This is a genomic window from Acinetobacter sp. S-1, assembly GCF_059579785.1.
Map to the genome: position 1 here is coordinate 94,718 of NZ_CM184207.1, position 22,981 is coordinate 117,698.

The following is a 22,981-nucleotide window of genomic DNA, read 5'->3' on the forward strand; positions in this document are numbered from 1 at the left end:
GTCGCAATGATCTCTCAAACTTTAAATCAGCGCAAAAGTAAAAGTCCATTGTGACATAGGGTCCTAGATGGGGGTGTTCTCTACTATTAAACTAGATTTTCTTTCGTGGAAAAGCTTCTGTATATCTGTATGAAGGCAATAAAAAAGCCCGATATGCATTGAATACATATCGGGCTTAATCAATCAGTTATTAAAGCAAGTGATGCCTTAATAATGATCTTTTTGAATTACTCTACAGTTACTGACTTCGCCAAGTTACGTGGCTGGTCAACGTCTGTACCACGTAATACAGCAACGTGATAAGACAACAACTGAACTGGTACGCTATAAACAATTGGAGCTAGCCATTCGTTTACTGCTGGAATATGCACAACGTGTTGACGGTCTTTTTCATTGATTCCGCTATTTTCATCAGCGAAAACAAATAATTCACCACCACGTGCCTGAACTTCTTCCATATTTGATTTTAGCTTATCAAGCATTTCATCATTTGGAGCAAGAATGACGATCGGCATTTCATTATCAACAAGTGCTAATGGGCCGTGTTTTAACTCACCAGCTGCATAGCCTTCTGCATGAATATATGAAATTTCTTTTAGCTTTAATGCGCCTTCCAATGCGATTGGATAATTCGTACCACGACCTAAGAATAAGCAGTGATTTTTTTCAACGAATAATTCAGACAAACGCAAAATTTCTGGATCATGTTTAAGCGTATCAAGAATAACTTTCGGGCTGTGCCATAACTCACGTGTAATTTCTTCAAGCAGAGCAGGGCTAATACGTTGTTTAACTTGACCAATTTTCAAGATTAACAACATAAGCGCAGCAAGCTGAGTCGTAAACGCTTTAGTTGAAGCAACACCAATTTCAGGACCAGCAAGCGTCAATAAGTGATGATCAGTTTCACGAACCATTGAAGACGTAGCAACGTTACAGATAGTCAAAGTCTGAATATCGATATTGTTTGCTTTCGCACGCTTTTGAGTTTCACGTAGTGCAGCTAAAGTATCGGCAGTTTCACCTGACTGTGAAATACAAATATAAAGTGTATTTTCGACAATTACAGGAGTGCGATAGCGGAACTCACTTGCGATTTCAACTTGGCAAGGCACACCAATCAATTGCTCAAACCAATATTTCGCAATCATTCCTGAGTGGTAACTTGTACCACAAGCAATGATTTGTACGCTTTGAATTTTGTTGAAATCTGCATCAGCATTTTTCAAGAAATCATCACGTAAGCTGTTGCCATCAAGCGCTTGAGAAATTGTTTGCTTGATTGCTTCTGGTTGCTCATAAATTTCTTTGAGCATGTAGTGCTTGTATTCACCTTTTGATGCACTGCTTACGGTTGCATCAAGCTCTCTTACTGGACGTTCAACGCGTTCGCCATTTGCAAATACTTCAATTGAAGTACGTGTAAGACGTGCAATATCGCCTTCTTCTAGGTACATAAAGCGGTTAGTTACAGGCAAAAGTGCAAGTTGGTCTGAACTAATAAAGTTTTCACCAATACCTACGCCAATCACGAGTGGTGAACCTTCACGTACAGTAATAAGTTCATCTGGATAATCGCTGTGGATAATACCTAGCGCGTAAGCACCTTTAAGCTGAGGTACAACAGTTTCAACAGCTTCTAAAAGGCTATCTGTACTTTTTAATGCTTCAGCAACTAAGTGTGCAACAACTTCAGTATCTGTTTGAGAAGTAAAAACGTAACCTAAAGCTTGAAGGTCGTCTTTTAATTCTTGGTAGTTTTCAATAATACCGTTATGTACAACAGCAACCTTACCAGACATATGCGGGTGAGCATTGTTTTCAGTTGGTTTACCGTGTGTTGCCCAACGGGTATGTGCAATCCCGATAGCCCCTGTAAGCTGGTGTTCAGCAACTGCATCGGCAAGATTAATAACTTTACCTACACGACGCTCACGTAAAATTTGTTGGTTATTCAGTAAAGCAACACCCGCAGAATCATAACCGCGGTATTCAAGACGTTTTAAACCTTCAATTAAAATCTCGGTTACACAACGTTCTGCAACGCCTCCGACGATACCACACATACTTCAATCCTCTTATTTTTTAACCTTTTGGGGACGTTGATAATTTGCTTTTGAAATTTGTTGCGCACGTTCAAAGGAGAGACTTTGTTCGGCTACATCTTTCGTAATCACAGAACCCGCACCAACTGTTGCGCCATTCCCAATGGTCACCGGAGCAACCAGCGAGCTATTAGAACCGATAAAAACGGCATCGCCAATAGTGGTTTTGTGTTTATTTGCACCGTCGTAATTACAAGTAATCGTACCTGCCCCAATATTCGATTCAGCACCGATTTCTGCATCACCTAAATAGGTGAAATGGTTAGCTTTACTACCCAATCCAATCGTTGTATTTTTAACTTCAACAAAGTTGCCGATATGTACTTCATTTGCCAATTTAGCGCCTGGGCGTAAGCGTGCAAATGGTCCAATTTGAGCATTTTCACCAACTACTGCACCATCAAAAACGCTATAGGCTTGAACTTTAGTGCCTGCCGCAATTTTGGTGTTCTTTAAAATACAACCAGCGCCGATTTCTACAAAATCGCCCAGTTCACAGTCACCTTCAATAATCACATTTACGTCAATACGAACGTCATGTCCAACTTTCACAGAACCGCGTAAGTCAAAGCGTGCAGGGTCTGCAAAAGTTACGCCTTGTTGCATAAGCTCTTTTGCTTGCTGTTGCTGGAACTCACGTTCAAGTGCAGCAAGTTGTAAGCGGTCATTGACGCCTTCAACTTCAAAAGCGAGCTCTGGTTGAATAGATGCGATTTCTAGACCATCTGCAACAGCCATTGCTACGATGTCAGTTAGATAATATTCGCCTTGCGCATTTTCATTTGAAAGTTTAGGCAACCACTCATGAAGTTTTGCGTTGCTAACACAGTAAATACCTGTGTTGATTTCTTGAATCTGACGCTGAGCTTCTGTTGCATCTTTATGTTCAACAATTGCTTGAATCTTACCTTCTTGACGAACGATACGACCATAACCTGTCGGGTTGTCGACATGTAAAGTAATCATGCCAATGCCCGTTTTACTTGAAACTTCAACAAGTTGCTCTAGCGTTGTTTGACGTACTAAAGGTACATCACCATAAAGAATTAATGAAATACCGTCTTTAGGAAGTACGGGTAAAGTCATTTGTACTGCATGACCTGTACCTAGTTGTTCTGCTTGTTCAACCCATTGAATCTTTTCTTGTGCAAAAGTTTGTTTGACGTGGTCACCACCATGTCCATAAATCGTAATAATATTTTCTGCGTGTATTTTTTTTGCTGTTTGAATGACATGTCCTAAAAGTGGGCGACCCGCTAAAGGTTGTAGTACTTTAGGAAGCTGAGAACGCATACGCGTTCCTTTGCCAGCAGCAAGAATAATGACGGTAGTTGACATGTATAACTCTAATGATTTAACTCAAATGGATAATAATTAGTGTACAAAGAGCAGCCCATACACCGGCAATAATATCGTCAAGCATAATACCAAAACCACCATGCACTTGACGATCAATAACGCGTATAGGCCAAGGTTTCCAAACATCGAAAAGTCGAAATAATATAAATCCCCCAATCACCCACATCCAATTCATTTGTTGTAAATAAAGCAGAGGAAGGAAGGTAATAGATTGACCTGCAAACTCGTCCCACACAATTCGACCATCATCGTGTACATCAATAACTTTTGCAGTTTGGCCACAAATATAAATCCCGACCAAGGACATGATGAGGATAGCGATCAAGCTTAAGTTAAATCCAAGCGATAACCAGATTGGAATGAAGAGTAGGGCAAAGGCAGAGCCAAAAGTACCGGGAGCTTTAGGTGCGAGACCAGATCCGAAACCAACTCCACAGAAAACGATGCAGCGGTTGAACCAAGACATGTCCTTAAAATGAATCGGTGGCTTATGCAAAGTGTTGGTATCCATGAATTTGCAATGGGTAATCTGAACCCAAGTGCTCAAAAGTTAGTTGTGTTTGCTCAACGATCTCTCCGATCATTGTAATCTTAATGTCTAGTTGTTTTTGCAAAAGTTTTTCATAATTTTGCGGTGTTATTGTAAAACATAGCTCGTAATCATCACCACCAGCTAAAGCATATTGCCAGCGCTGTTGTTCTGGTAGTTCTTCTAGTGTTGAATCAATTGGTAACTTTTCTAAAAGTAATCGGGCACCAACCTTTGAAGCTTTTAAAATATGGCCTAAATCTTGGGCTAATCCATCAGAAATATCAATCATACTAGATGCTAACCCCTTCAGCTGTTGTCCAAGCTGACAACGTGGAGTCGGGTAGTCTAGTCTTTTTTGTAATGGATGACCTAGGTGCTGTAAACCATATGCGGCATCACCCACTTGACCGCTCACACAAACATAGTCACCGACTTTGGCACCTGAACGTAACACGGCTTGTCCGGTTTCAATCCAGCCCATGGCCGTGACAGTAATGGTGAGATGAGGGCCTTGGGTTGTATCTCCACCAATCAGAGCAACACCAAATTGATTACAGCAGTCATAAATTCCCTGACTGAATCCTTCAAGCCATTCATGATCAATTGTGGGTAGGCTGAGCGCCAGTAAAATACTATGCGGTTTTGCCCCCATTGCTGCAATATCTGAAAGATTGACAGCTAAGCTTTTCCAGCCAATTGCATGGGCAGAAGTATCAAGAGGGAAGTGACGTCCAGCAACGAGTGTATCTGCACAGATCACCAATTGTTGGTTTACGGGAGGGGTAATTAAGGCTGAGTCATCTCCAATACCCAAGGTGACATCTGTGTAAGATTGTCTGTTAAAGTATTGTTCAATAATAGAAAACTCAGCCATATCAACTTCAAACCTATTAGTTTGCTTGTTGTTTTTCAGCACTACGTAGTGTTGAACTTAAACGATCTAGAACGCCATTAATATATTTATGGCTATCTGCTCCACCAAAGTGTTTAGCGAGTTCAATAGCTTCATCTAGAACTACTCGGTAAGGTACTTCTAAATGATCACGTAACTCGTAAGCACCCAAGCGTAATGTTGCGAGCTCTACACCATCAAGTGCACTAAGTTCACGGTCAAGTACCGGAATAAGTAATGCATCAAGATCTTCGTGCTGTGCAATCACTTGTGTTAGAAGTTCGTGATAGTAGTTTAAGTCTACCTTGTGCATTGCATTTTCAGCACGGGTGCGTGCTTCGATTTCATGTACAGGGTTGTGACTCATTTGCCACTCATAAATACCTTGTACAGCAAAACGACGTGCTTTACGTTTTGCTGCATAAGCGGCTTGCAGTGTTTGAGACATGCTTTAAATTGCCTTTAATAAATTAACCATTTCAATAGCAGTCAATGCAGCTTCGCTACCTTTGTTTCCTGCTTTTGTACCTGAACGTTCGATGGCTTGCTCGATGCTATCAGTAGTTAATACACCATTGATGACAGGCAAGCTGCTTTCTAACGCCACTACACCTAAACCTTTAGCACATTCACCAGCAACGAAGTCAAAGTGTGGTGTGCTACCACGAATCACTGCGCCAAGTGCGATGATTGCATCAAACTGGTTTGATGTAGCTAATTTTTTAGCAACAATCGGGAGTTCCCATGCGCCAGGAGCGTGAATAACAGTAATGTTATCTTCATTTACACCGTGACGTTTTAATGTGTCGATTGCACCATCCAATAAGTGTTCAACAACAAAGCTGTTGAAACGACCCACTAAAATCGCATAACGACCTTCGCTTGCGAGATGTAATAAACCTTCAATACGGCGAATTGCCATAGCAACCTCGATTATTTCGTTGTGATTTGATCAGCAGTGACATATTCCACTACTTCTAAATTAAAGCCAGATAAAGCATTGAAACGTAATGGTGAGCTAAGAAGCTTCATTTTTTCAACACCTAAATCACGCAAAATTTGAGCACCGACACCAATGGTTTGATATTGATGTGAAAGTGCTGCATTGGATTTCACCGGTTTTGGCTTATTTAAATCATCCAACGCTGGTCCCAAGTCTTGCAAATGATCTTGACCGATCCAGACTAAAACACCGCGATCACTCGCTGCAATCGTCTGTAGGGCACGGTCTAAGTTCCACGCAGGTTCACCATCAGCTTTATTTAGCTTAAGCAAATCGCGAATTGGACTAAAACCATGCACACGTACTGTTGTAACACCTTCTTTTGGCTCGCCTTTAACTAAAGCCAAATGAATGTCCGGGTTACCAATCTCACGATAACGATAAAGTTCAAATGAACCATATTCTGTTTGAATGGTTTTTTGATCCAGACGTTCAACCGTTTGCTCATTGGTCATGCGGTAGTGAATCAAGTCCGCAATTGTACCAATTTTTAAGCCATGCTTCTCGGCAAAAATTTCTAAATCTGCACGGCGTGCCATTGTGCCATCTTCATTAATGATTTCACAAATGACAGAAGCTGGTTCAAGACCTGCTAAACGTGCTAAATCACAACCTGCTTCGGTATGGCCTGCACGATGTAAAACACCACCTGGTTGTGCCATTAACGGGAAAATATGGCCCGGCTGTACGATATCAGTTGGTTTTGCATGCGCTGCGACAGCAGCTTGAATAGTATGTGCACGCTCTGCTGCTGAAATACCCGTGGTAATCCCTTCAGCGGCTTCAATTGATAAGGTAAAGTTTGTACTGTGCTGAGCACCGTTTTGGTCAACCATCAACGGAAGGTTTAACTGTTTACAGCGCTCACGGCTTAGCGTTAGGCAAACTAGACCACGTGCATGGGTAATCATGAAGTTAATATCTTCAGGACGAACATGCGTTGCTGCAATGACAAGATCACCTTCATTTTCGCGATCTTCGTCATCCATCAAGATAACCATTTTGCCTGCACGAATATCGGCGACAAGATCTTCAACACGACTCAGCGGCATTCGCTTTCACCTTTTTTTGTCGTAAGACAATTTCTATTTAATAAATTTTGCATAGTTTACGCTGTTTAGAGAATTTTGCCTATGATTCTGATTTATCCAAATTTGTGACCTCTAAGAATAGATCGAGATTTATTTATACAAATAAATCATAAGAAAATGGAGTATTTTTAAATAAAAGCTATGAATTTAAATAAAAAAAAACCTAGCCAAAAGGCTAGGTTCTGATGCGCGTAGTTACTTTTTATGAAGCTGCACTACTTGGACTATCATTTTGTGGAATTGATTTTTTCCCCATTAAAATTTCAGTCCGGATATTTTGGGCAAGTTCAGCACATTCTGCATTCATACCATTGATCATAAATGCATGACGTGTCATCACATTGCTTGGGTTTGGCATTGCAACAAGTTGGTAGCTGTCTTGAATTGCTTTGAGTTGTTCATTTTCGAGATATAAAGCAGACTCTTTAGCGTGAAGATGCTGTGCTAAACGTTGAGCAGCTTCTTTTGCATCGATTTGCATAGCTTCTACAGCATTACATGTTGCACTACGAGTTTGCAGCGCAAAACGTTTATCTTCACGGTAACGTTTATATAAAACATCTGAAAGTAATTGGAATACGGTTCCAATCATAAGCAGACATTCTACGGCATGTGGATGAGAGGTTGAAATCGCAAGTGTCGCACCGTCGGCATTAAACTCATCTACTACTTCAATATCTGTGAGTTTCAATTGGTAATGCTTAACGCATAACTCAATACTCTTGTTTAAAAAGAGCTGGCAGAGTTTGAAATAAGGAACAGATACCGATTGGTTAACACTGCTTAATAACTGTTTAGGGTCATAAAACTGAATATTGAGTGCCAACGTATGTTGGTCAGCTGAATCTGAAGTTTTTTCGGCTTGTTGGCGAGCTGCTGGTTTCGCTTTAGCTTGTTGCTGAGCTTGTGCAACCAAGGTTACCGTATTTTGTTTTTCTAGAGCCAATGCTTGAGTTAACTGCTGAATTTCATGCTTTAAGCGGTTTTCTTCATTAATACGTGCCAAATATTCGCTACGGGTTGGACGAGCAATCGCGCGATAGGCAAGCCACAATAAAACATGCAAAAACAGAGAAGCTAAAATTGCAAGCCATTGAGTACGAAGAATTTCTCCAATACTTGGCTGAATCAACGTAACTTCGATAGATCCCACTTTCTTTTCATTTTGAAGGGCATCACGAGCAAAAATTTCGCCTTGGCGGGTTTTAGAAATTCCGCTCGTTGCTAGAACCTGTTTGTTCGCATCAAGAATGCGAATAGACGCAACACTTGGATTGGTCGCATAGCGATTGGCAATCAGAGCTAAAGACACCGTATTAGCAGGTTCAAGCTCAGATAAGCTGTCTGCAACGAGCTGACTGGTCATGAGCTGACCTTGACTCGCACGGTTTTCATTAAGCTGGTGTGTCGTTGCAATGACCAATAAAAAGGTATGCAATGCAAAACTAACGATCAGTAGGCTAGCAAATAGCCCTTGTCTAGGCGCAATCAAGTTAAACTTCCAAGGCAATTATATTGAAATTCGATTATGATTCTTACAATAGTTGTCACTCAGACTAGAGTCAATTCATGCGAGAAATCATTCTTATATCCTTTTTAGGACCGGACCAACCAAACCAGTTTACCCGATTAATGCAAGTACTATCCGTACATTCATTGCAAATACTGGATGTAGGTCAGGCTGTTATTCATAATCAACTTACATTAGGCATTGTGGTCGCTTCTGATAATGAAACTGCGACCGCATTGGCAATGAAAGAGATTCTGATTTTAGCACATGATATTGGCTTAACAGTGCGCTTTAAACCAATCACGGGCGCAGAATACGATCAATGGGTAAGTGAAGGCGGACGTACTCGTTATATCGTCACGGCTTTAGCCCCAGAACTCACTGCGGCACACTTACAAGCAGTTACAAAAATTGTGTCTAGCCAAGGCTTTAACATCGAAACAGTAACGCGTTTATCAGGTCGTGTAGACTTTGAAAAGGATAGCGCATTCCCACGTCGTGCCTGTGTACAGTTTGGTCTAAGTAGCGGCCCAACTTTAGATGCACAAGCCATGCGTGCTGCATGTTTGCTTCTTTCAAGCGAATTAAATATTGATGTTGCTGTGCAAGAAGACAACGCTTATCGCCGTAACCGCCGTTTGGTGTGTTTCGATATGGACTCAACATTAATTGAACAAGAAGTGATTGATGAGTTGGCGATTGAAGCAGGGGTAGGTGCTCAAGTTGCTGAAATTACTGAAAGAGCAATGCAAGGTGAGCTTGATTTCCAGCAAAGCTTCCGTGCACGTGTTGCATTATTAAAAGGGCTTGATGCTGCTGTTTTACCTAAAATTGCAGAGCGTTTAACCATTACCGAAGGTGCAGAGCGTCTTATCTCGACCTTAAAGGCACTTGGTTATAAAACGGCAATTTTATCTGGTGGATTCCAGTATTTTGCTGAATATTTACAAGGCAAACTCGGTATTGATGAAGTTCACGCTAACATTTTAGATGTGCAAGACGGCTTCGTAACAGGCGAAGTAAAAGGTGCGATTGTAGATGGCGCTCGTAAAGCTGAGTTATTACGCGAACTTGCAAATAAAATGGGTATTTCTCTAGAGCAAGCGATGGCAGTAGGCGATGGTGCAAACGATTTACCGATGCTTGCGATTGCAGGTTTAGGTGTTGCCTATCGTGCAAAACCATTAGTACGCCAAAATGCAAATCAAGCGATTTCAAGTGTTGGTTTAGATGGTGTGCTGTATTTACTCGGTATGCATGATAAAGATTTAAATCGTGCTTAACCTATATGGATAAGCTTTAAGCGCTACTTCAGAGTAGCGCTTTTTTTATGCAGAATAGTCATAAAAACAAGCAAGTTAAGACAAAATTTTGCACAGAAAAAAGGCAATAAAAAAATCTGAAAAAAACTTATTTTGGTCCTTAAAAACAGCATATTTTTTTGTAATGACACGCCAGAATTGATGCCATATAGGGAATCGAACTTTTTGAATTTTACAAAAATGTAATGACAAAAGAATGTTGCGACAAAGTATGTCGCATTAAGAAAAAACGGGTCTTTTTTTCTAAAAAAAAACATCCATAATGCATCGTAAGCTTCAACACAAATCATGAATTAAAGTTGTTTTTGGAATGAGGTCGGGTATTAAAGACCGAATGTTTTTAGACGTTTTCATTAAGACGGAGGTTTCTATGGTAACAGCGAATTTTGCCGCTATCGCCGGATTCAGCTTAATTGCTGTCGCGCTTGTTGCTGTTTTCTTTTCTCCTTACCGTCGTTGGCTTGGTTTTATGCTTGCAGGGATGTTCTTTTGGGGGCTATTGGAAGTGGTCCGTTTTGGAGTTCAAGTCACTTTTGAAATGCCAGTCACATATAGTTATTTAACTGCATTAAGTCTAGCGATGGTAATGGTTACATTTATTTTGTTACGTGAGGATAAACAAGCACAAAAGGCATTGGCAAATCGCCAATATATAGAACACACGCCAGTATATGAAGATGATCAGCAGCAATGTTCTAGCCGATAATTAAATTGTTATCTAACGGTAAAAAGGTATGCACAGCATGCCTTTTTCATTTACGAAACGTGATTTTTATTATACAAAGCATTTATTAAAAAATAGCCAGTTATGCTACGATAGATGGGTCTGTTGACGTTTCATCTAGATTGCGTTGCCAGCTAAAAAATATCAATTGATGCATAAAACACAGGCAATGGTATGTCCTTGCTAAGTTTTGCTCTAAAGTTTTCATAAAAATACAATAGGCGTGAATGTTCATGAAACTTTCTTCCATACCTGTAGTCAAGTTACCTCTTGTTGATGTCAGTACAGACCCATTAGATTTGTTGGTAGCAGGTTTAGTGCTGCGTATGAAGCAGTTGGCGCGTACTAGCCCTAAGTTTATTGAACTGATTCATGACCGCGCATTCCGTATTCAGATCGGTACAGATTTAGGTGTTGCACGTCAGATCATTATTAATAATGGTCAGATTGATACTGTTACAGGCGCACCTGAAAAAGCTGATTTTATTTTGCAATTTGCAGACAGTGAGCAAGGTGTAAAAACTTTGATCAAAGGTGACCCAACAGCATTTATGACGGGTATGCAAGATGGCAGCATTAAAATGGAAGGTGACTTCAGCCTATTGGTATGGTTCAACCAAGTTGCTAAGCTCATTCCGCCTAAGTTACCAAAACCAGTAAAAGATAAAGTACGTCAGGCACGTGCTTTTATTAAAGAGAAAACTGGACGTTAATTGCCAAACATAAAAAACTCCCATTTTGGGAGTTTTTTTATATTTATGCTTCGACTTCTAGATTGAATGTCACCGGACCATCATTAATCAAATGAACTTTCATATCAGCTGCAAAAATTCCAGTTTGAACTTTCTCAAATTGAGAATGTGTATATTCAACCAATTGTTCATATAACGCTTTTGCGTCGCTAGGTGGCATTGCTGGGCCAAAGTCTGGGCGTAAACCTTTTTGTGTTTGTGCCATCAAGGTAAATTGTGACACAAGCAAGATTCCACCATTTGCTTGAGACACATTCCAACCCATTTTGCCTTGTTCATCATCAAAAATTCGATATTTCAAAATCTTATCAATAAGCTTTTGGCCAATAGTCAAAGTATCATCTCGGCCAATGCCTAAAAACACTAATAGGCCGTGTTGGATTTCGCCTGTAGTTTCACCCTCTACAACCACTTTGGCTTCAAGAACTCGTTGTATTAAAGCGCGCATAGTTAAAGCAAATTTCTATAATTAATTGAATTAACGTAGTTTAGCAGAATTTAAATTAAATGATTTTTAAAAGGAAATTTCATGGAACTGCAACAATGGTATAAAACCTCGTAATTCATCCATAAAAATATGCTTTAATGCTAAGAAGCAAGCGAATAATCATTGACTATGTCTCCAATTATCCATTCTTTACTAGATACAGACTTGTACAAATTTACGATGCTACAAGTGGTTCTGCATAAATTCCCACAAACACATAGTGTCTATCATTTTCGTTGCAGAAACTTAGAAGATACAGTCTATCCATTAGTGGATATTTTGGATGACTTAAACGAGCAACTCGACCATTTATGTAATCTCAAATATAAAGAAGACGAGCTACAATATTTAAGAAAATTACGATTTATTAAAAGCGACTTTGTCGATTACTTAGAATTATTCCAACTCAAACGTCGTTTTATTCAGGCTAGTATTGATGCCGAAGGTCGTTTAGATATTCATATTGAAGGACCGATGGTTCAGGCGATGATGTTCGAGATTTTTGTCCTAGCCATTGTAAACGAGTTGTATTTTAGCCGTATCAAAACAGATCAAGTTTGGGCTGAAGGCGAACGCCGTTTACAAGCAAAACTCGATTTGATTCAGCAATATGAAAAATCTCAAAAGCCAAACGATCCACCGTTTTTAGTTTCTGATTTTGGTACACGTCGTCGTTATAGCTTTGCTTGGCAAAAACATGTCGTAGCGGCATTTCATAAAACTGTACCAAATGTGTTCCGTGGTACAAGTAATGTGTTGTTGGCTAAAGAGCTTAACATTACACCGATCGGGACCATGGCACATGAATTCCTACAGGCTTTTCAGGCACTTGATGTACGTTTGCGTGATTTCCAAAAAGCTGCTTTAGAAACGTGGGTACAAGAGTACCGTGGAGATTTAGGAATTGCCCTAACTGATGTGGTAGGGATGGATGCTTTCTTACGCGACTTTGACCTGTATTTTGCCAAACTATTTGATGGCTTACGTCATGACAGTGGCGACCCGTATGAATGGGGTGATAAGGCTTATGCGCACTATCGTAAATTAAAAATTGATACCAAAACCAAAATGCTGACCTTTAGCGATGGTCTTAATTTGCCAAAGGCATGGGAATTACATCAATACTTTAAAGATCGTTTTCAGGTGAGTTTCGGTATTGGAACTAACCTAACCAACGACATGGGGCAAAAGCCGCTGAATATTGTGCTGAAACTGGTTGAATGTAATGGTCAGTCGGTTGCGAAGATCTCTGATAGTCCGGGTAAAACCATGACTGACAATGATACTTTCTTGGCCTATTTACGTCAGGTTTTTGAAATCGAAGAACTTGAAGAAGTGGTTTAAGTAAAAAGTAGTCTCACTATTTTTTATTTTTAAAAGTGAGAATGCTGATATCTGATTTTCTGCTAAAGCGTAGCAGAAAATCAGAGTTTGTTAGATATATGCTTATGCTAAGATTGAAAATAAGCTGGTATAAAAAGAAACCATGACGATGACACTCCCTGATTTTAAACTCGATTTATTAATAGAAGCAGAAGAATTAGTGCCTTATTTAGGCAATGAATATATTCGGATTATAGATTTGAGCCGTGCATCGGTTTATGAACAACTCCATATTCCACATGCCATTCATTTACAGCCTAAATGGTTAGTGGCTCAACAAGAAGAAGCCACTGGTGTTTTGCCAGATGAAGCGGGTTTGCAAGCACTTATTGAAAAATTGAATATTTCACCTAATCATCATGTTGTGGTTTATGACGATGAAGGTGGGGCATGGGCTGGGCGTTTAATCTGGAATTTGCATTGCTTAGGATTCACCCGTACCAGTTTAATTAATGGCGGTATCCATGCATGGTTAGGTGCAGGCTTACCAACTACAGCAGAAGTTGAAAAAATTTCTCCTGTTACAGACTTAATTCAAATTGATTTATCACATGCCGCTCAGTTCCGTGTGAACTATGAAGAGCTACGCAAACAAGTTGAGCAAGAAAGTGTGCAACTGTGGGATTGCCGGACGAGTGATGAATATAGTGGTGTCCGTTTAGCAGCGCGACGCGGCGGTCACATTCCAAATGCCCTCCATTTTGAATGGAGTACTGCACTTAATCGTCAAAATCATCTAAAATTGCATCCGCTTGAACGCACGCGGCAGCGCCTTGAACAACTTGGGTTCGATTTACAACAACCTGTAGTTGTGTACTGCCAGTCACATCACCGTTCCGGTTTGGCTTATATTCTGGCTAGACTCTTGGGCTGGGAAGCAAAAGCCTATGATGGTGCGTGGAGTGAATGGGGCAATCGCCTCGATAGTCCTATTATTACTGGAGAATCACCGTCGTGAGTTTCACATCTCGATTAAAAAAAGAATTATTTATTAAGGCACAAAACCTTGTACCACAGCATCAATTGAGCCGTGTGGTAGGTAAAGTTGCTGCGAGTGAAAATCCAGTTGTGAAAAACGCTGTTATTCATGCGTTTAAAGTTAAATATGGGATTGATTTATCGATTGCTGAACAAGGCAATGCACTGAAATATAAATCTTTTAATGACTTTTTTACCCGTGCATTAAAAGAAGGTGTACGTCTGATTGATGAAAATGCAGATAGCATTGTTTCACCAGCAGATGGTGCAATTTCCCAAATTGGTAAGATCACTGCGGGTGAAGTATTTCAAGCAAAAGGTCAAAGTTTCTCTGTAGAGAAACTCATTGGCGATCCACAACTTGCTCAGCCATTCCAAGACGGTGAGTTCGCGACAGTTTATTTATCACCGCGTGATTACCATCGTGTTCATATGCCATTTGCAGGGACATTAACAGAAACATTATATGTGCCAGGCGAGCTATTTTCGGTAAATCAGGTCACTGCTGAAAATGTACCTGGATTATTTGCTCGTAATGAACGTATGGTGTGTTTGTTCGATACTGAACTTGGCCGTATGGCTGTTGTGTTAGTGGGTGCAATGATTGTTGCAGGTATTGAAACTGTGGCAACAGGCAAGGTAAAACCTTCAGGCCGTATCGAATTGCAACATCATCAGTTAAAGCTAGAGAAAGGTGCTGAGCTTGGACGTTTTTATTTAGGTTCTACAGCTGTTATTTTATTTGAAAAAGATAAGATCGAATGGGAACAACGTTTTAAAGCTGAGTCTGTAGTTGTAATGGGCGAGCGCATGGGACATACCGTTTAGTCCGTTATATAGCTCCCTAAAAACAAGTAAACCCTGACTTTAATTATTCAGGGTTTTTTTTGATTTAAATTATATAAACCTAAAATATATAATTATGTTTGGATTTATATTATATAGAAATATAATTATTATTAAGTGATCTAAGTTGGTACGTTATATAAGCTAGTGTATAAATATGTATCTGGATAGAGCAAAAATATTAATATGACTGAAAATTAATAAATAAAAATAGAAAGAAATATTTAAGTTAGACTTAAGTCGAGGTTTTAATTTTATTTGAAGATAAGTTATTAAATCTAAAAAATTTATTTAGTTTTTTATAAGCATGAAGCACTTTTTAGATATTACACAACTTTAGCCTTGGCACAATGCTTGCTAATTGTTCAGGACTTTACTGTAACTTTCATATTTTTTAGGTTCTGAAATCATGTTAAAAGTTAAACGCCTGACAGCTTCGGTTTTATCTGTACTTTGTATTTCACTCACCCATGCCAATGATTTTAAAGTTTTAAATCAAATTTCAAAACAACCTACTCAACTTCAAAATGGGGAATATAAAGGTAATTATTACGTTCCATCTACTTTAAATACCATTACATGGGGTTATTTACCGAATCGGGATGCCAAACCCGTCCTTACCGTTCCGTCGGGTAGTATTGTGACATTTGATACGGTTTCTCATGAAGGTTTGCTTGAAGACCAAGGGCGTAATGCTGAAAAGTTCTTTCAATCGAAAGGTGTCAAATCTAATGAAATCTTGGAAGATGCAAAAACAATTACGCAGTCAAATTTAAAGCATGATTTTCATAAAGATGGGCCGCATATTGTGACAGGCCCTGTTGCAATTGAAGGCGCACAGCCCGGTGATATTCTGAAAGTTGAAGTACTTAAAGTTGAGCCACGTGTTCCTTACGGTGTGATTTCAAATCGACATGGTAAAGGTGCTTTAGTAGGGGAGTTTCCTAAAAAAGCAAAGCAAGAAAATGCATCGGCTGAGCATCCTGAACGTTATGGAAATGTATCGATTTTCACCCCAATCGAAAAAAATGCTAAAGGTGAATACGAAGGTGTATTAAAAACAGAATCTGGTAAATCAATACGTTTTCCGCTCTATCCTTTTATGGGAATTATGGGGGTAGCAGCCAATACGTCTGAGCCTGTTCACTCTGTACCACCTGCAATGTATGGTGGAAATATTGATATTAATGAACTAGGTGCAGGTTCAACAGCCTATTATCCTGTTCAGGTTAAAGGTGCATTATTCTATACGGGTGATAGTCATTTCGCGCAAGGGGATGGCGAAGTAGCATTAACGGCACTAGAAGCTTCAGCCCGCGCCACGTTGAAATTTACCTTACTCAAAGCAGGTAAGGACAAAATACCGGGCAAAGAGCTAAAACAACCTTTAGCTGAAAATGCTGAGTTTTGGATTACGCCAGGTCTAGATGAAGATCTTGATGAAGCGATGAAGAAATCTACACGTGAAGCCATTCGTTTCTTAAACCAAGAATACGGTATTGATGAAGCGACAGCGTATGCCTATTTAAGCGCAGCAACGGATTTTGAAGTTTCACAAGTAGTAGATAAAACCAAAGGTATTCATGCAAAAATCAGAAAAGCTGATTTTAAAGAGTTTGAGAGTAAATAATAAAAAAGGGAGCCAAGCTCCCTTTTTTATTTAGTCCAACCATATTTTTTGAAAATAGCATTACCTTGCTGAGACGATAAAAACTCTACAAAACGTTTAGCCTCGGCATCTTTTAAACTATGTTTAGTCAAGGCTACGCCTGTGTCACGATAGACAACTAGCTCTGGTTCGATAGGTATAATTTGCCCAATGTCTGGGTTACTGATTCCCCAAATATTAAAGACTAACCAAGCATCATAGCTGGTATTTTCTTCCCAGTTTTTCTTGGCAATACCTGTGTTGGCTGCATAGGTGGCAATATTTTTTCGAAAAGCTTTTGTTAATTGAATATTTCCAGATCTGCCAGCGATATCTTCCCACATACCAACTTGACCTGCACCATGTGTAACTAAAACCTTAACGCCAGATTTAGCGAGGTCTTTAAATCCTTTAATATTTTTAGGATTTCCTTTTCTCACTAAAATCGCTGCGGGGCGTAAATATAAAGGTTCTATCGAGTCTTTTATAATTTGCTCAGAAAATGTATTTTCGAAATCAGACATCATGGCTTCGGAACCACTATAGATAACATCTGCATCTAGTTTCGCCTTTTCAGACCATTGAGTAGTAGGACCAGAAGTCACATGAACTGTTATTCCTGTCTTATTGGTGAATTGTTTGGCGGCTTCTTTCATAGCGGGTGCTGGCCCACCCGGACCATATACTTGTACATCTGCAAAACTATGGATAGATAGAGAACCGAGAATAAGAAAAATCAGGTAGGGTATAAATTTTTGTTTTGGCATTTTAATCGCTATCGTAATTAAGAAAATATCAGCATATATTTTTTATTATTGAAATGGGATTAATTTTTGAAACGATATTTATAATACATTTCTTTAAAATATATTTTAATGAGATTTTAAGAGACTATATAAATGTAAATTATTTTGAGTTGAATATAAATATAGAAGATTCTATGGTAATTTATATTTTATAAATTAATTATTTAAATAGATATATTGTAAATAATAGAGGAGTAATCCCTTGATTAGAAAAAGTAATTCTTTTTTAAAAATTTTATTTAGCAGCGCTTGTTTGGTGTCTGGTTCTGCTATGGCTGCTCCCATTACAGATTTGGGTAAGCAAATTGTGAGCGAAAAACCGGGTTCAATATTGTCGCTAGAACAGCAAGCTGTGACGGATTTGTTTCCTCATGCAGATCAGCGCTTATTAGTAAATTATCGTAGTCGAGGTATTCAGGGCGAACCTATTGTTGCATCGGCTTTTATTTTATTGCCAAAAGGAACGCCACCAAAAAATGGCTGGCCGATACTTGCTTGGGCGCATGGTACGACTGGGGTTGCTGATACTTGTGCACCTTCGGGTGATTATGCCGGTGGACCAGTTCATTCATATCAGGAAGTTGCTTCCAAAGCTTTAGATGGTTGGCTTGCACGAGGCTATGCGGTTGTTGCACCTGATTATCAAGGTTTAGGTACACCGGGTGGGCATCCTTACATGAATGCAAAGAGCCAACTGCATACAGTGGTTGATGCAGTGCGTGCATTACATATGCTCAAGCCAAAAGACTTCAATAAACAGTGGTTGGTGATGGGGCATAGTCAAGGCGGGGCTGCTGCTATTACAGTGGCGGCTTATGGTCAAAAAGATGCTCCCGAACTAGATTTAAAAGGGGCAATCGCTCTTGCGCCAGGCGGCTATCAATACGAAGGCATTGCAGAATATGTGAAAACTAATCCGAACCCAGAACCTAGTGTGGCTGCTTTTTTCCCAATTGTGTTATTGGGAGCACAAGCAGCAGAACCAAGCATTGTTCCTGAAAACTTAGTCAGTTCAGAAATGAATACGGTGCTAACTCAAGCGCGTAGCCGCTGTTTATCTGAACTTCAATCTGATTTGAAGAAGTCTCCTTCTAGCATATTTCGCCCTAATGCAGATTTAAAACCTCTTTTGGCTTATTTAAAACAGCAGTCTATTGAAAATATGGTGCCTACCGTACCGTTAATGATTGTTCAGGGTTCTAAAGATCATTTAGTCGACCCTAGAGGAACATCTGCTTATTATCAGCAGCTATGTAAATTAAAAAAACCAACTATTTATCAAACGATTGATGGTGGCGATCACCGTGATGCATTGCGTCAAAGTAATACTTTTGCCACTAGTTTTTTAAACGTAATAGAGAAAAATCAGACAAAATCTTATTGCTCTAATTTTAAGTAAATTGGTTTAAATGCTACAAAAAAGCCGACTTTTCATGAGTCGGCTTTTTGAATGTGAGAGGGCCAAATTTAGGTCATGTTATAGAGTCTTTCTTTTGGAAAAACTGCGGTAAATGTTGATCCCTCATTTTCTTTAGATTGAACATCTAAATACGCGCCGTGTTGCATAAGCACGTGTTTTACAATGGCTAAGCCTAAACCTGTACCACCTGTTTGACGACTACGGTCGCTATCAACACGATAGAAGCGTTCAGTCAGTCGTGGCAAATGTTTAGGGTTAATTCCGATGCCCGTGTCTTGCACACTAAAGTAAGCATGTTCACCATCATCATGCCAACCGATGGTAATGGTTCCGCCTTTTGGTGTGTACTTGATAGCATTGGTAATTAAATTACTAAACGCACTGGCAATTTCCATGTCTGAACCAATCAGGTCACAGTGGCTATCAATATGTAAATTGAGCGTGTGTCCATAATCGGCATTGTAGGCCTGAGCATCATCAAACAATTGATTCATTAAACTCGGCATTTCAATAATCTGGTTTTTTGCAATTTTCTTATTATTTTCTAAATTTGATAACAGTAGTAAATCATTGACCAACGCATTCATACGTTTGGTTTGTGATTGCATCTGGTCAAATGCACGTTTCCAGCGTGGGCTAATATCTTCCTGATCGGTAAAGGTTTCGATATAACCACTGAGCACGGTTAATGGGGTACGAAGCTCATGCGAAATATTATCGACAAAGTCTTTACGCATTTGCTCAAGGTTGTGCATACGAGTCACATCGTAAGCCACCAATAAACGACTTTCTCCACCAAATCTTGTGAGTTTAACCTGCACATAACGGTCATCATCAAAATTTGAGTGAAGCTTAATTCCATCAGGTGCCTGATCAATATTGTTAAAATATTCAATAAAGGTTGGCTGACGTAAAATCGTTAATAAGTTGCGGCCACGGTCGAGAGGACTGATTCCTAACAAACGTTCCGCAGCAGGGTTCCACCACTCGATTTGATGTTGGTCATCAATGAGTACAACCGCTTCAGCAAGAGCAACTAATGAAGACTGAGCCCGGTCAATTAAACCGACCATTTCGGCCTGAACAATTCGTTCCTGACGCTGAGCACGGTAAACATTAAATAACAATGCCCCCCAAATCCCGTTAAGGTTTGGAGGAACGTCATAAGGTTTATTCGCAATCCAGTCATTGACCAGATATAAAGAACGCAACTGGAGTGTAAAAAACACCACGAAGGCGATAAAAATACAGCTCCAGAAATACCCAATACCGAAACCGACTAAACCGGCAATAATTAGAAAAAATAATAAAAGCCGTAAATCTTGTTTGGCAAACGTCCATAAACTACTGTAGCGAAAAAGCTTTTGTTCACGTACCTGTTCAGGGACGGGGTAGGGTTCATACATAAATCTTGGTTAACCTGCGGCTAAATCTGCACGTGTTGAGAAACGGTAGCCAGTTCCACGTACAGTCTGAACAAATCGGTCAACACCAAAAGGTTCTAACACTTTACGCAAACGACGGATATGCACATCGATAGTGCGGTCTTCAATATATACATTACCGCCCCATACCTGATCGAGCAACTGGGCACGCGTATATGCACGTTCTGGATGGGTCATAAAAAACGCAAGTAAGCGATATTCAGTTGGGCCCATATCTAAAATACTGTTACCAAAGCTAACACGCTGGCTTACAGGATCAAGAATTAAGCCATTAGCATCAATGGTTTTTTCGCCACTTAATGCATTCGCGCGGCGCAGAACTGCCTTAATACGTGAAACCAGTTCACGTGTTGAGAAAGGCTTCGTCATGTAATCATCTGCACCCGCATCAAGACCTTGTACTTTATGGTCTTCTTCTCCGCGAGCGGTCAGCATAATCACTGGAATTTCTGCTAGGTTCTCATCGCGTTTTAAGCGGCGACATAAATCGACACCACTTACGCCTCCAGGTAACATCCAATCAAGCAAGATAAGCGCCGGACGTTGGTCGACGATAATTTGATGAGCTTGTTTGGCATCTTCTGCCTGTAAACACTGAAAGCCTGCCATGTCCAAAGAAGTATGGATCATTTCACGAATAGGAAGCTCATCATCGACAATTAAAATATAGTCATCTTTCACAACGCAATATCCTATAGATTTAACGGTGAACCGTTTTGTAGTTATGACAGGCTTATTACAAAGATTAATTATGACAATTTCATTGCAGAAAAGTCTATAAAAATGAATTTAGCAATAATTTGTGACAAAACTAAGGCAAAGGTATGACCAAATTATGACATCTAAGCCTTAAACTTTCTAAAATCATTCAATAGGTTATCACCTTAATTGCTTAGCTATTTTTTCACATTTTTGGCTGTCAAAAAACTTTAATATTATTTTGAAACTTGAGCTAATAAAGATAAAAAAACGATACGGCATGCAGTTAAAACCTGCTCAAGAGACTGCTCAAATCCTCCCATCACCCAACGAATTGCAATTTGAGTGACATATCCATTCAAACCAGTTGCGATTAAAGAAAGCTCATTTTCATGGTGCTGAATTTGGGGCATGGTCAGCATAACGAAGGCTTGAATCATGCGATCAAATTGCGCAAGTGTTTCTTGAATGGTGGCTTGATTATGTAATTCTTGCACCAGAACTGCATCGACATAGACAATACGAGCTAATCTCGGATCATCTTTTAATGTCGTCAGCAGAGCTCTTAAACCAGCATCGACCATTTTTTCTGGATCGGGCGCAGCTTTAATCACGGCTTGCATCAGATTTTGCTGTAATTCTTCAATCATTTTTAAAAAGATGGTTTGAAATAAATCTTCACTCTTTTTAAATGATTCATAAAAATAACGTTCGGTGAGTTTTGCCTCTTGGCAGACATCTTTTACCGTCACTGAAAAAAAACCAAGGGTTCCATAGGTTGCAATACCCGCTTCAATCAGCTTTTCACGGCGTGCCTCTTTACGTTCAGATAGAGATAACCCTTTGAACTGACGTTCTTTACTCACACTTTTTGTTTTCTTTTTACTGGTTGAGTCGTTAGTCGCCATAAATAAATTGTTTCCTAAAGAATGGTTTCCTAATTTATAGGTTTTGGCCAAATATGCTCACTATGATAAAGCCCTCAGCAGAATTGTGCCATTCTATCTGAAATTACAGTGTACTATATTGACAATGTGTATTGTCAAAATTATATTGAAGGTGTCTAAAGTGCACATGCAATGAACCGGTTGTGCAAATCGAAAAACAAAGGATGGACAATGAAAAATTTTAAAAACAAAGTCGCTGCAATTACGGGCGCGGGTTCTGGCATTGGGCAACAGTTAGCAATTCTTCTGGCAAAACAGGGCTGCCATCTTTCGTTGAGTGATATTAATGAAAAAGGATTACAACAAACTGTCGAGCTTTTAAAGCCGTACAGCAATATTACTGTTACCACCAAAAAGCTTGATGTGTCTGACCGTGAAGCGGTAAAACAGTGGGCGCAAGAAACTGTGCAAGATCACGGTTCTGTTAACCTGATTTTTAACAATGCTGGCGTTGCGTTAGGCTCGACTGTTGAAGGCGCAACCTACGAAGACTTAGAGTGGATTGTTGGAATTAACTTCTGGGGTGTCGTATACGGTACTAAAGAATTTTTACCGTTCATTAAGCAAACTCAAGATGGGCACATTATTAACATCTCGAGCTTATTTGGTCTGACTGCTCAACCGACACAATCTGGTTATAACGCAACTAAATTTGCTGTGCGTGGCTTTACCGAATCGTTACGCCAAGAGTTGGATATTGAAAAAAGTGGCGTGAGTTCTTTGTGCGTACATCCGGGGGGAATTCGTACCAATATTGCTAAAGCTGCAAAAATGAGTGATAGCTTGAGTACTTTAGGTATGGACCCAGCTAAATCGATTCAAAACTTTGATAAGTTTCTACGTACTCCACCAGAAGAAGCGGCTCGTCAAATCTTGGATGCCGTTTTGAAAAATAAACGCCGTTTATTGATTGGTAGTGATGCAAAATTTCTTGATGCATTGCAGCGTTTGTTCCCAACAGGATATCAACGTGCTTCAACTGTTGTGACCAAATGGATGAAATAAGATTTAAATAAAAAAAAGCCATCAAAT

At 39.7% G+C, this 22,981-nt stretch carries 23 protein-coding genes; 9 read left to right on the top strand and 14 right to left on the bottom strand.

Going from position 1 to position 22,981, the window contains the following annotated elements; genetic code table 11:
* Positions 1-227 precede the first annotated feature (227 nt).
* From glmS to AC52J8_RS00465, 8 genes are all read right to left on the bottom strand, one after another.
* Positions 228-2,066 (bottom strand): glutamine--fructose-6-phosphate transaminase (isomerizing), encoded by a 1,839-nt coding sequence (gene glmS / locus AC52J8_RS00430; RefSeq protein ID WP_075383265.1) that lies wholly within the window; start codon positions 2,064-2,066, stop codon positions 228-230.
* A 12-nt stretch (positions 2,067-2,078) separates the two neighbouring features.
* On the bottom strand, positions 2,079-3,443 hold the full coding sequence (glmU, locus tag AC52J8_RS00435; RefSeq protein ID WP_032005035.1) for a bifunctional UDP-N-acetylglucosamine diphosphorylase/glucosamine-1-phosphate N-acetyltransferase GlmU: 1,365 nt from the start codon (positions 3,441-3,443) through the stop codon (positions 2,079-2,081).
* 16 nt (positions 3,444-3,459) lie between these two features.
* Complete coding sequence (locus AC52J8_RS00440) at positions 3,460-3,975, bottom strand: phosphatidylglycerophosphatase A family protein (protein WP_032023096.1); 516 nt, start codon at positions 3,973-3,975, stop codon at positions 3,460-3,462.
* Positions 3,953-4,870, bottom strand: a complete 918-nt coding sequence (gene thiL / locus AC52J8_RS00445; protein WP_086399887.1) for a thiamine-phosphate kinase — start codon at positions 4,868-4,870, stop codon at positions 3,953-3,955. Before thiL ends, AC52J8_RS00440 begins: the two co-directional genes overlap by 23 nt.
* Before the next feature lie 16 nt (positions 4,871-4,886).
* Positions 4,887-5,336 carry a transcription antitermination factor NusB gene (gene nusB, locus AC52J8_RS00450; protein ID WP_002119137.1) on the bottom strand — a complete coding sequence of 150 codons (450 nt, stop codon included), beginning with the start codon at positions 5,334-5,336 and terminating at the stop codon, positions 4,887-4,889.
* Positions 5,337-5,339: 3 nt separating this feature from the next.
* Positions 5,340-5,810, bottom strand: coding sequence for a 6,7-dimethyl-8-ribityllumazine synthase (ribH, locus tag AC52J8_RS00455; protein WP_002119264.1), 471 nt, complete (start codon positions 5,808-5,810; stop codon positions 5,340-5,342).
* Between the two features lie 11 nt (positions 5,811-5,821).
* Entirely contained in the window at positions 5,822-6,943 is a 1,122-nt protein-coding gene (ribBA, locus tag AC52J8_RS00460; RefSeq protein WP_002119278.1) for a bifunctional 3,4-dihydroxy-2-butanone-4-phosphate synthase/GTP cyclohydrolase II, read from the bottom strand.
* A gap of 241 nt (positions 6,944-7,184) precedes the next feature.
* Entirely contained in the window at positions 7,185-8,492 is a 1,308-nt protein-coding gene (locus tag AC52J8_RS00465; RefSeq protein ID WP_078224885.1) for a hypothetical protein, read from the bottom strand.
* A 59-nt stretch (positions 8,493-8,551) separates the two neighbouring features.
* Between AC52J8_RS00465 and serB the strand changes: the two genes are divergently transcribed.
* A complete protein-coding gene (serB, locus tag AC52J8_RS00470) occupies positions 8,552-9,775 on the top strand; it encodes a phosphoserine phosphatase SerB (protein ID WP_005804373.1) in 1,224 nt (407 codons plus the stop codon).
* Between the two features lie 23 nt (positions 9,776-9,798).
* On the opposite strand, the gene AC52J8_RS00475 is transcribed toward serB, so the two are convergent.
* Entirely contained in the window at positions 9,799-10,071 is a 273-nt protein-coding gene (locus AC52J8_RS00475; RefSeq protein ID WP_086399888.1) for a hypothetical protein, read from the bottom strand.
* Positions 10,072-10,184: 113 nt separating this feature from the next.
* Between AC52J8_RS00475 and aciT the strand changes: the two genes are divergently transcribed.
* Both aciT and AC52J8_RS00485 read left to right on the top strand, forming a co-directional pair.
* On the top strand, positions 10,185-10,520 hold the full coding sequence (gene aciT / locus AC52J8_RS00480) for a ciprofloxacin tolerance protein AciT (RefSeq protein WP_002119105.1): 336 nt from the start codon (positions 10,185-10,187) through the stop codon (positions 10,518-10,520).
* Between the two features lie 251 nt (positions 10,521-10,771).
* Positions 10,772-11,251, top strand: coding sequence for an SCP-2 sterol transfer family protein (locus tag AC52J8_RS00485; RefSeq protein WP_086399889.1), 480 nt, complete (start codon positions 10,772-10,774; stop codon positions 11,249-11,251).
* 43 nt (positions 11,252-11,294) lie between these two features.
* Here AC52J8_RS00485 and dtd read toward each other — a convergent pair whose 3' ends face one another.
* Positions 11,295-11,738 carry a D-aminoacyl-tRNA deacylase gene (gene dtd, locus AC52J8_RS00490; protein WP_086399890.1) on the bottom strand — a complete coding sequence of 148 codons (444 nt, stop codon included), beginning with the start codon at positions 11,736-11,738 and terminating at the stop codon, positions 11,295-11,297.
* 168 nt (positions 11,739-11,906) lie between these two features.
* Here dtd and pncB point away from each other — a divergent pair, with 168 nt between their 5' ends.
* From pncB to AC52J8_RS00510, 4 genes are all read left to right on the top strand, one after another.
* Positions 11,907-13,121 (top strand): nicotinate phosphoribosyltransferase, encoded by a 1,215-nt coding sequence (gene pncB / locus AC52J8_RS00495; protein WP_032006658.1) that lies wholly within the window; start codon positions 11,907-11,909, stop codon positions 13,119-13,121.
* Between the two features lie 148 nt (positions 13,122-13,269).
* Positions 13,270-14,118 carry a sulfurtransferase gene (locus AC52J8_RS00500; protein WP_017481840.1) on the top strand — a complete coding sequence of 283 codons (849 nt, stop codon included), beginning with the start codon at positions 13,270-13,272 and terminating at the stop codon, positions 14,116-14,118.
* On the top strand, positions 14,115-14,966 hold the full coding sequence (gene asd, locus AC52J8_RS00505) for an archaetidylserine decarboxylase (protein ID WP_086399891.1): 852 nt from the start codon (positions 14,115-14,117) through the stop codon (positions 14,964-14,966). The genes AC52J8_RS00500 and asd overlap by 4 nt, the downstream gene beginning before the upstream one ends.
* Positions 14,967-15,393: 427 nt before the next feature.
* A complete protein-coding gene (locus AC52J8_RS00510) occupies positions 15,394-16,614 on the top strand; it encodes an acetamidase/formamidase family protein (RefSeq protein ID WP_086399892.1) in 1,221 nt (406 codons plus the stop codon).
* A 26-nt stretch (positions 16,615-16,640) separates the two neighbouring features.
* Here AC52J8_RS00510 and AC52J8_RS00515 read toward each other — a convergent pair whose 3' ends face one another.
* On the bottom strand, positions 16,641-17,399 hold the full coding sequence (locus AC52J8_RS00515; protein ID WP_086399893.1) for an AcfC family putative adhesin: 759 nt from the start codon (positions 17,397-17,399) through the stop codon (positions 16,641-16,643).
* A 241-nt stretch (positions 17,400-17,640) separates the two neighbouring features.
* Here AC52J8_RS00515 and AC52J8_RS00520 point away from each other — a divergent pair, with 241 nt between their 5' ends.
* Positions 17,641-18,837, top strand: coding sequence for an alpha/beta fold hydrolase (locus AC52J8_RS00520; protein ID WP_198912081.1), 1,197 nt, complete (start codon positions 17,641-17,643; stop codon positions 18,835-18,837).
* A gap of 68 nt (positions 18,838-18,905) precedes the next feature.
* Here the strand turns inward: AC52J8_RS00520 and phoR are convergent, their stop codons facing one another.
* From phoR to AC52J8_RS00535, 3 genes are all read right to left on the bottom strand, one after another.
* The gene (gene phoR / locus AC52J8_RS00525; protein WP_086399894.1) at positions 18,906-20,264 is read right to left on the bottom strand and encodes a phosphate regulon sensor histidine kinase PhoR; all 1,359 of its coding nucleotides are present in this window, start codon (positions 20,262-20,264) and stop codon (positions 18,906-18,908) included.
* A 9-nt stretch (positions 20,265-20,273) separates the two neighbouring features.
* Entirely contained in the window at positions 20,274-20,984 is a 711-nt protein-coding gene (phoB, locus tag AC52J8_RS00530; RefSeq protein WP_000650776.1) for a phosphate regulon transcriptional regulator PhoB, read from the bottom strand.
* Between the two features lie 254 nt (positions 20,985-21,238).
* On the bottom strand, positions 21,239-21,910 hold the full coding sequence (locus tag AC52J8_RS00535; protein WP_000224580.1) for a TetR/AcrR family transcriptional regulator: 672 nt from the start codon (positions 21,908-21,910) through the stop codon (positions 21,239-21,241).
* A 210-nt stretch (positions 21,911-22,120) separates the two neighbouring features.
* Between AC52J8_RS00535 and AC52J8_RS00540 the strand changes: the two genes are divergently transcribed.
* Positions 22,121-22,954, top strand: coding sequence for an SDR family NAD(P)-dependent oxidoreductase (locus AC52J8_RS00540; RefSeq protein ID WP_002121857.1), 834 nt, complete (start codon positions 22,121-22,123; stop codon positions 22,952-22,954).
* Positions 22,955-22,981: the final 27 nt, after the last annotated feature.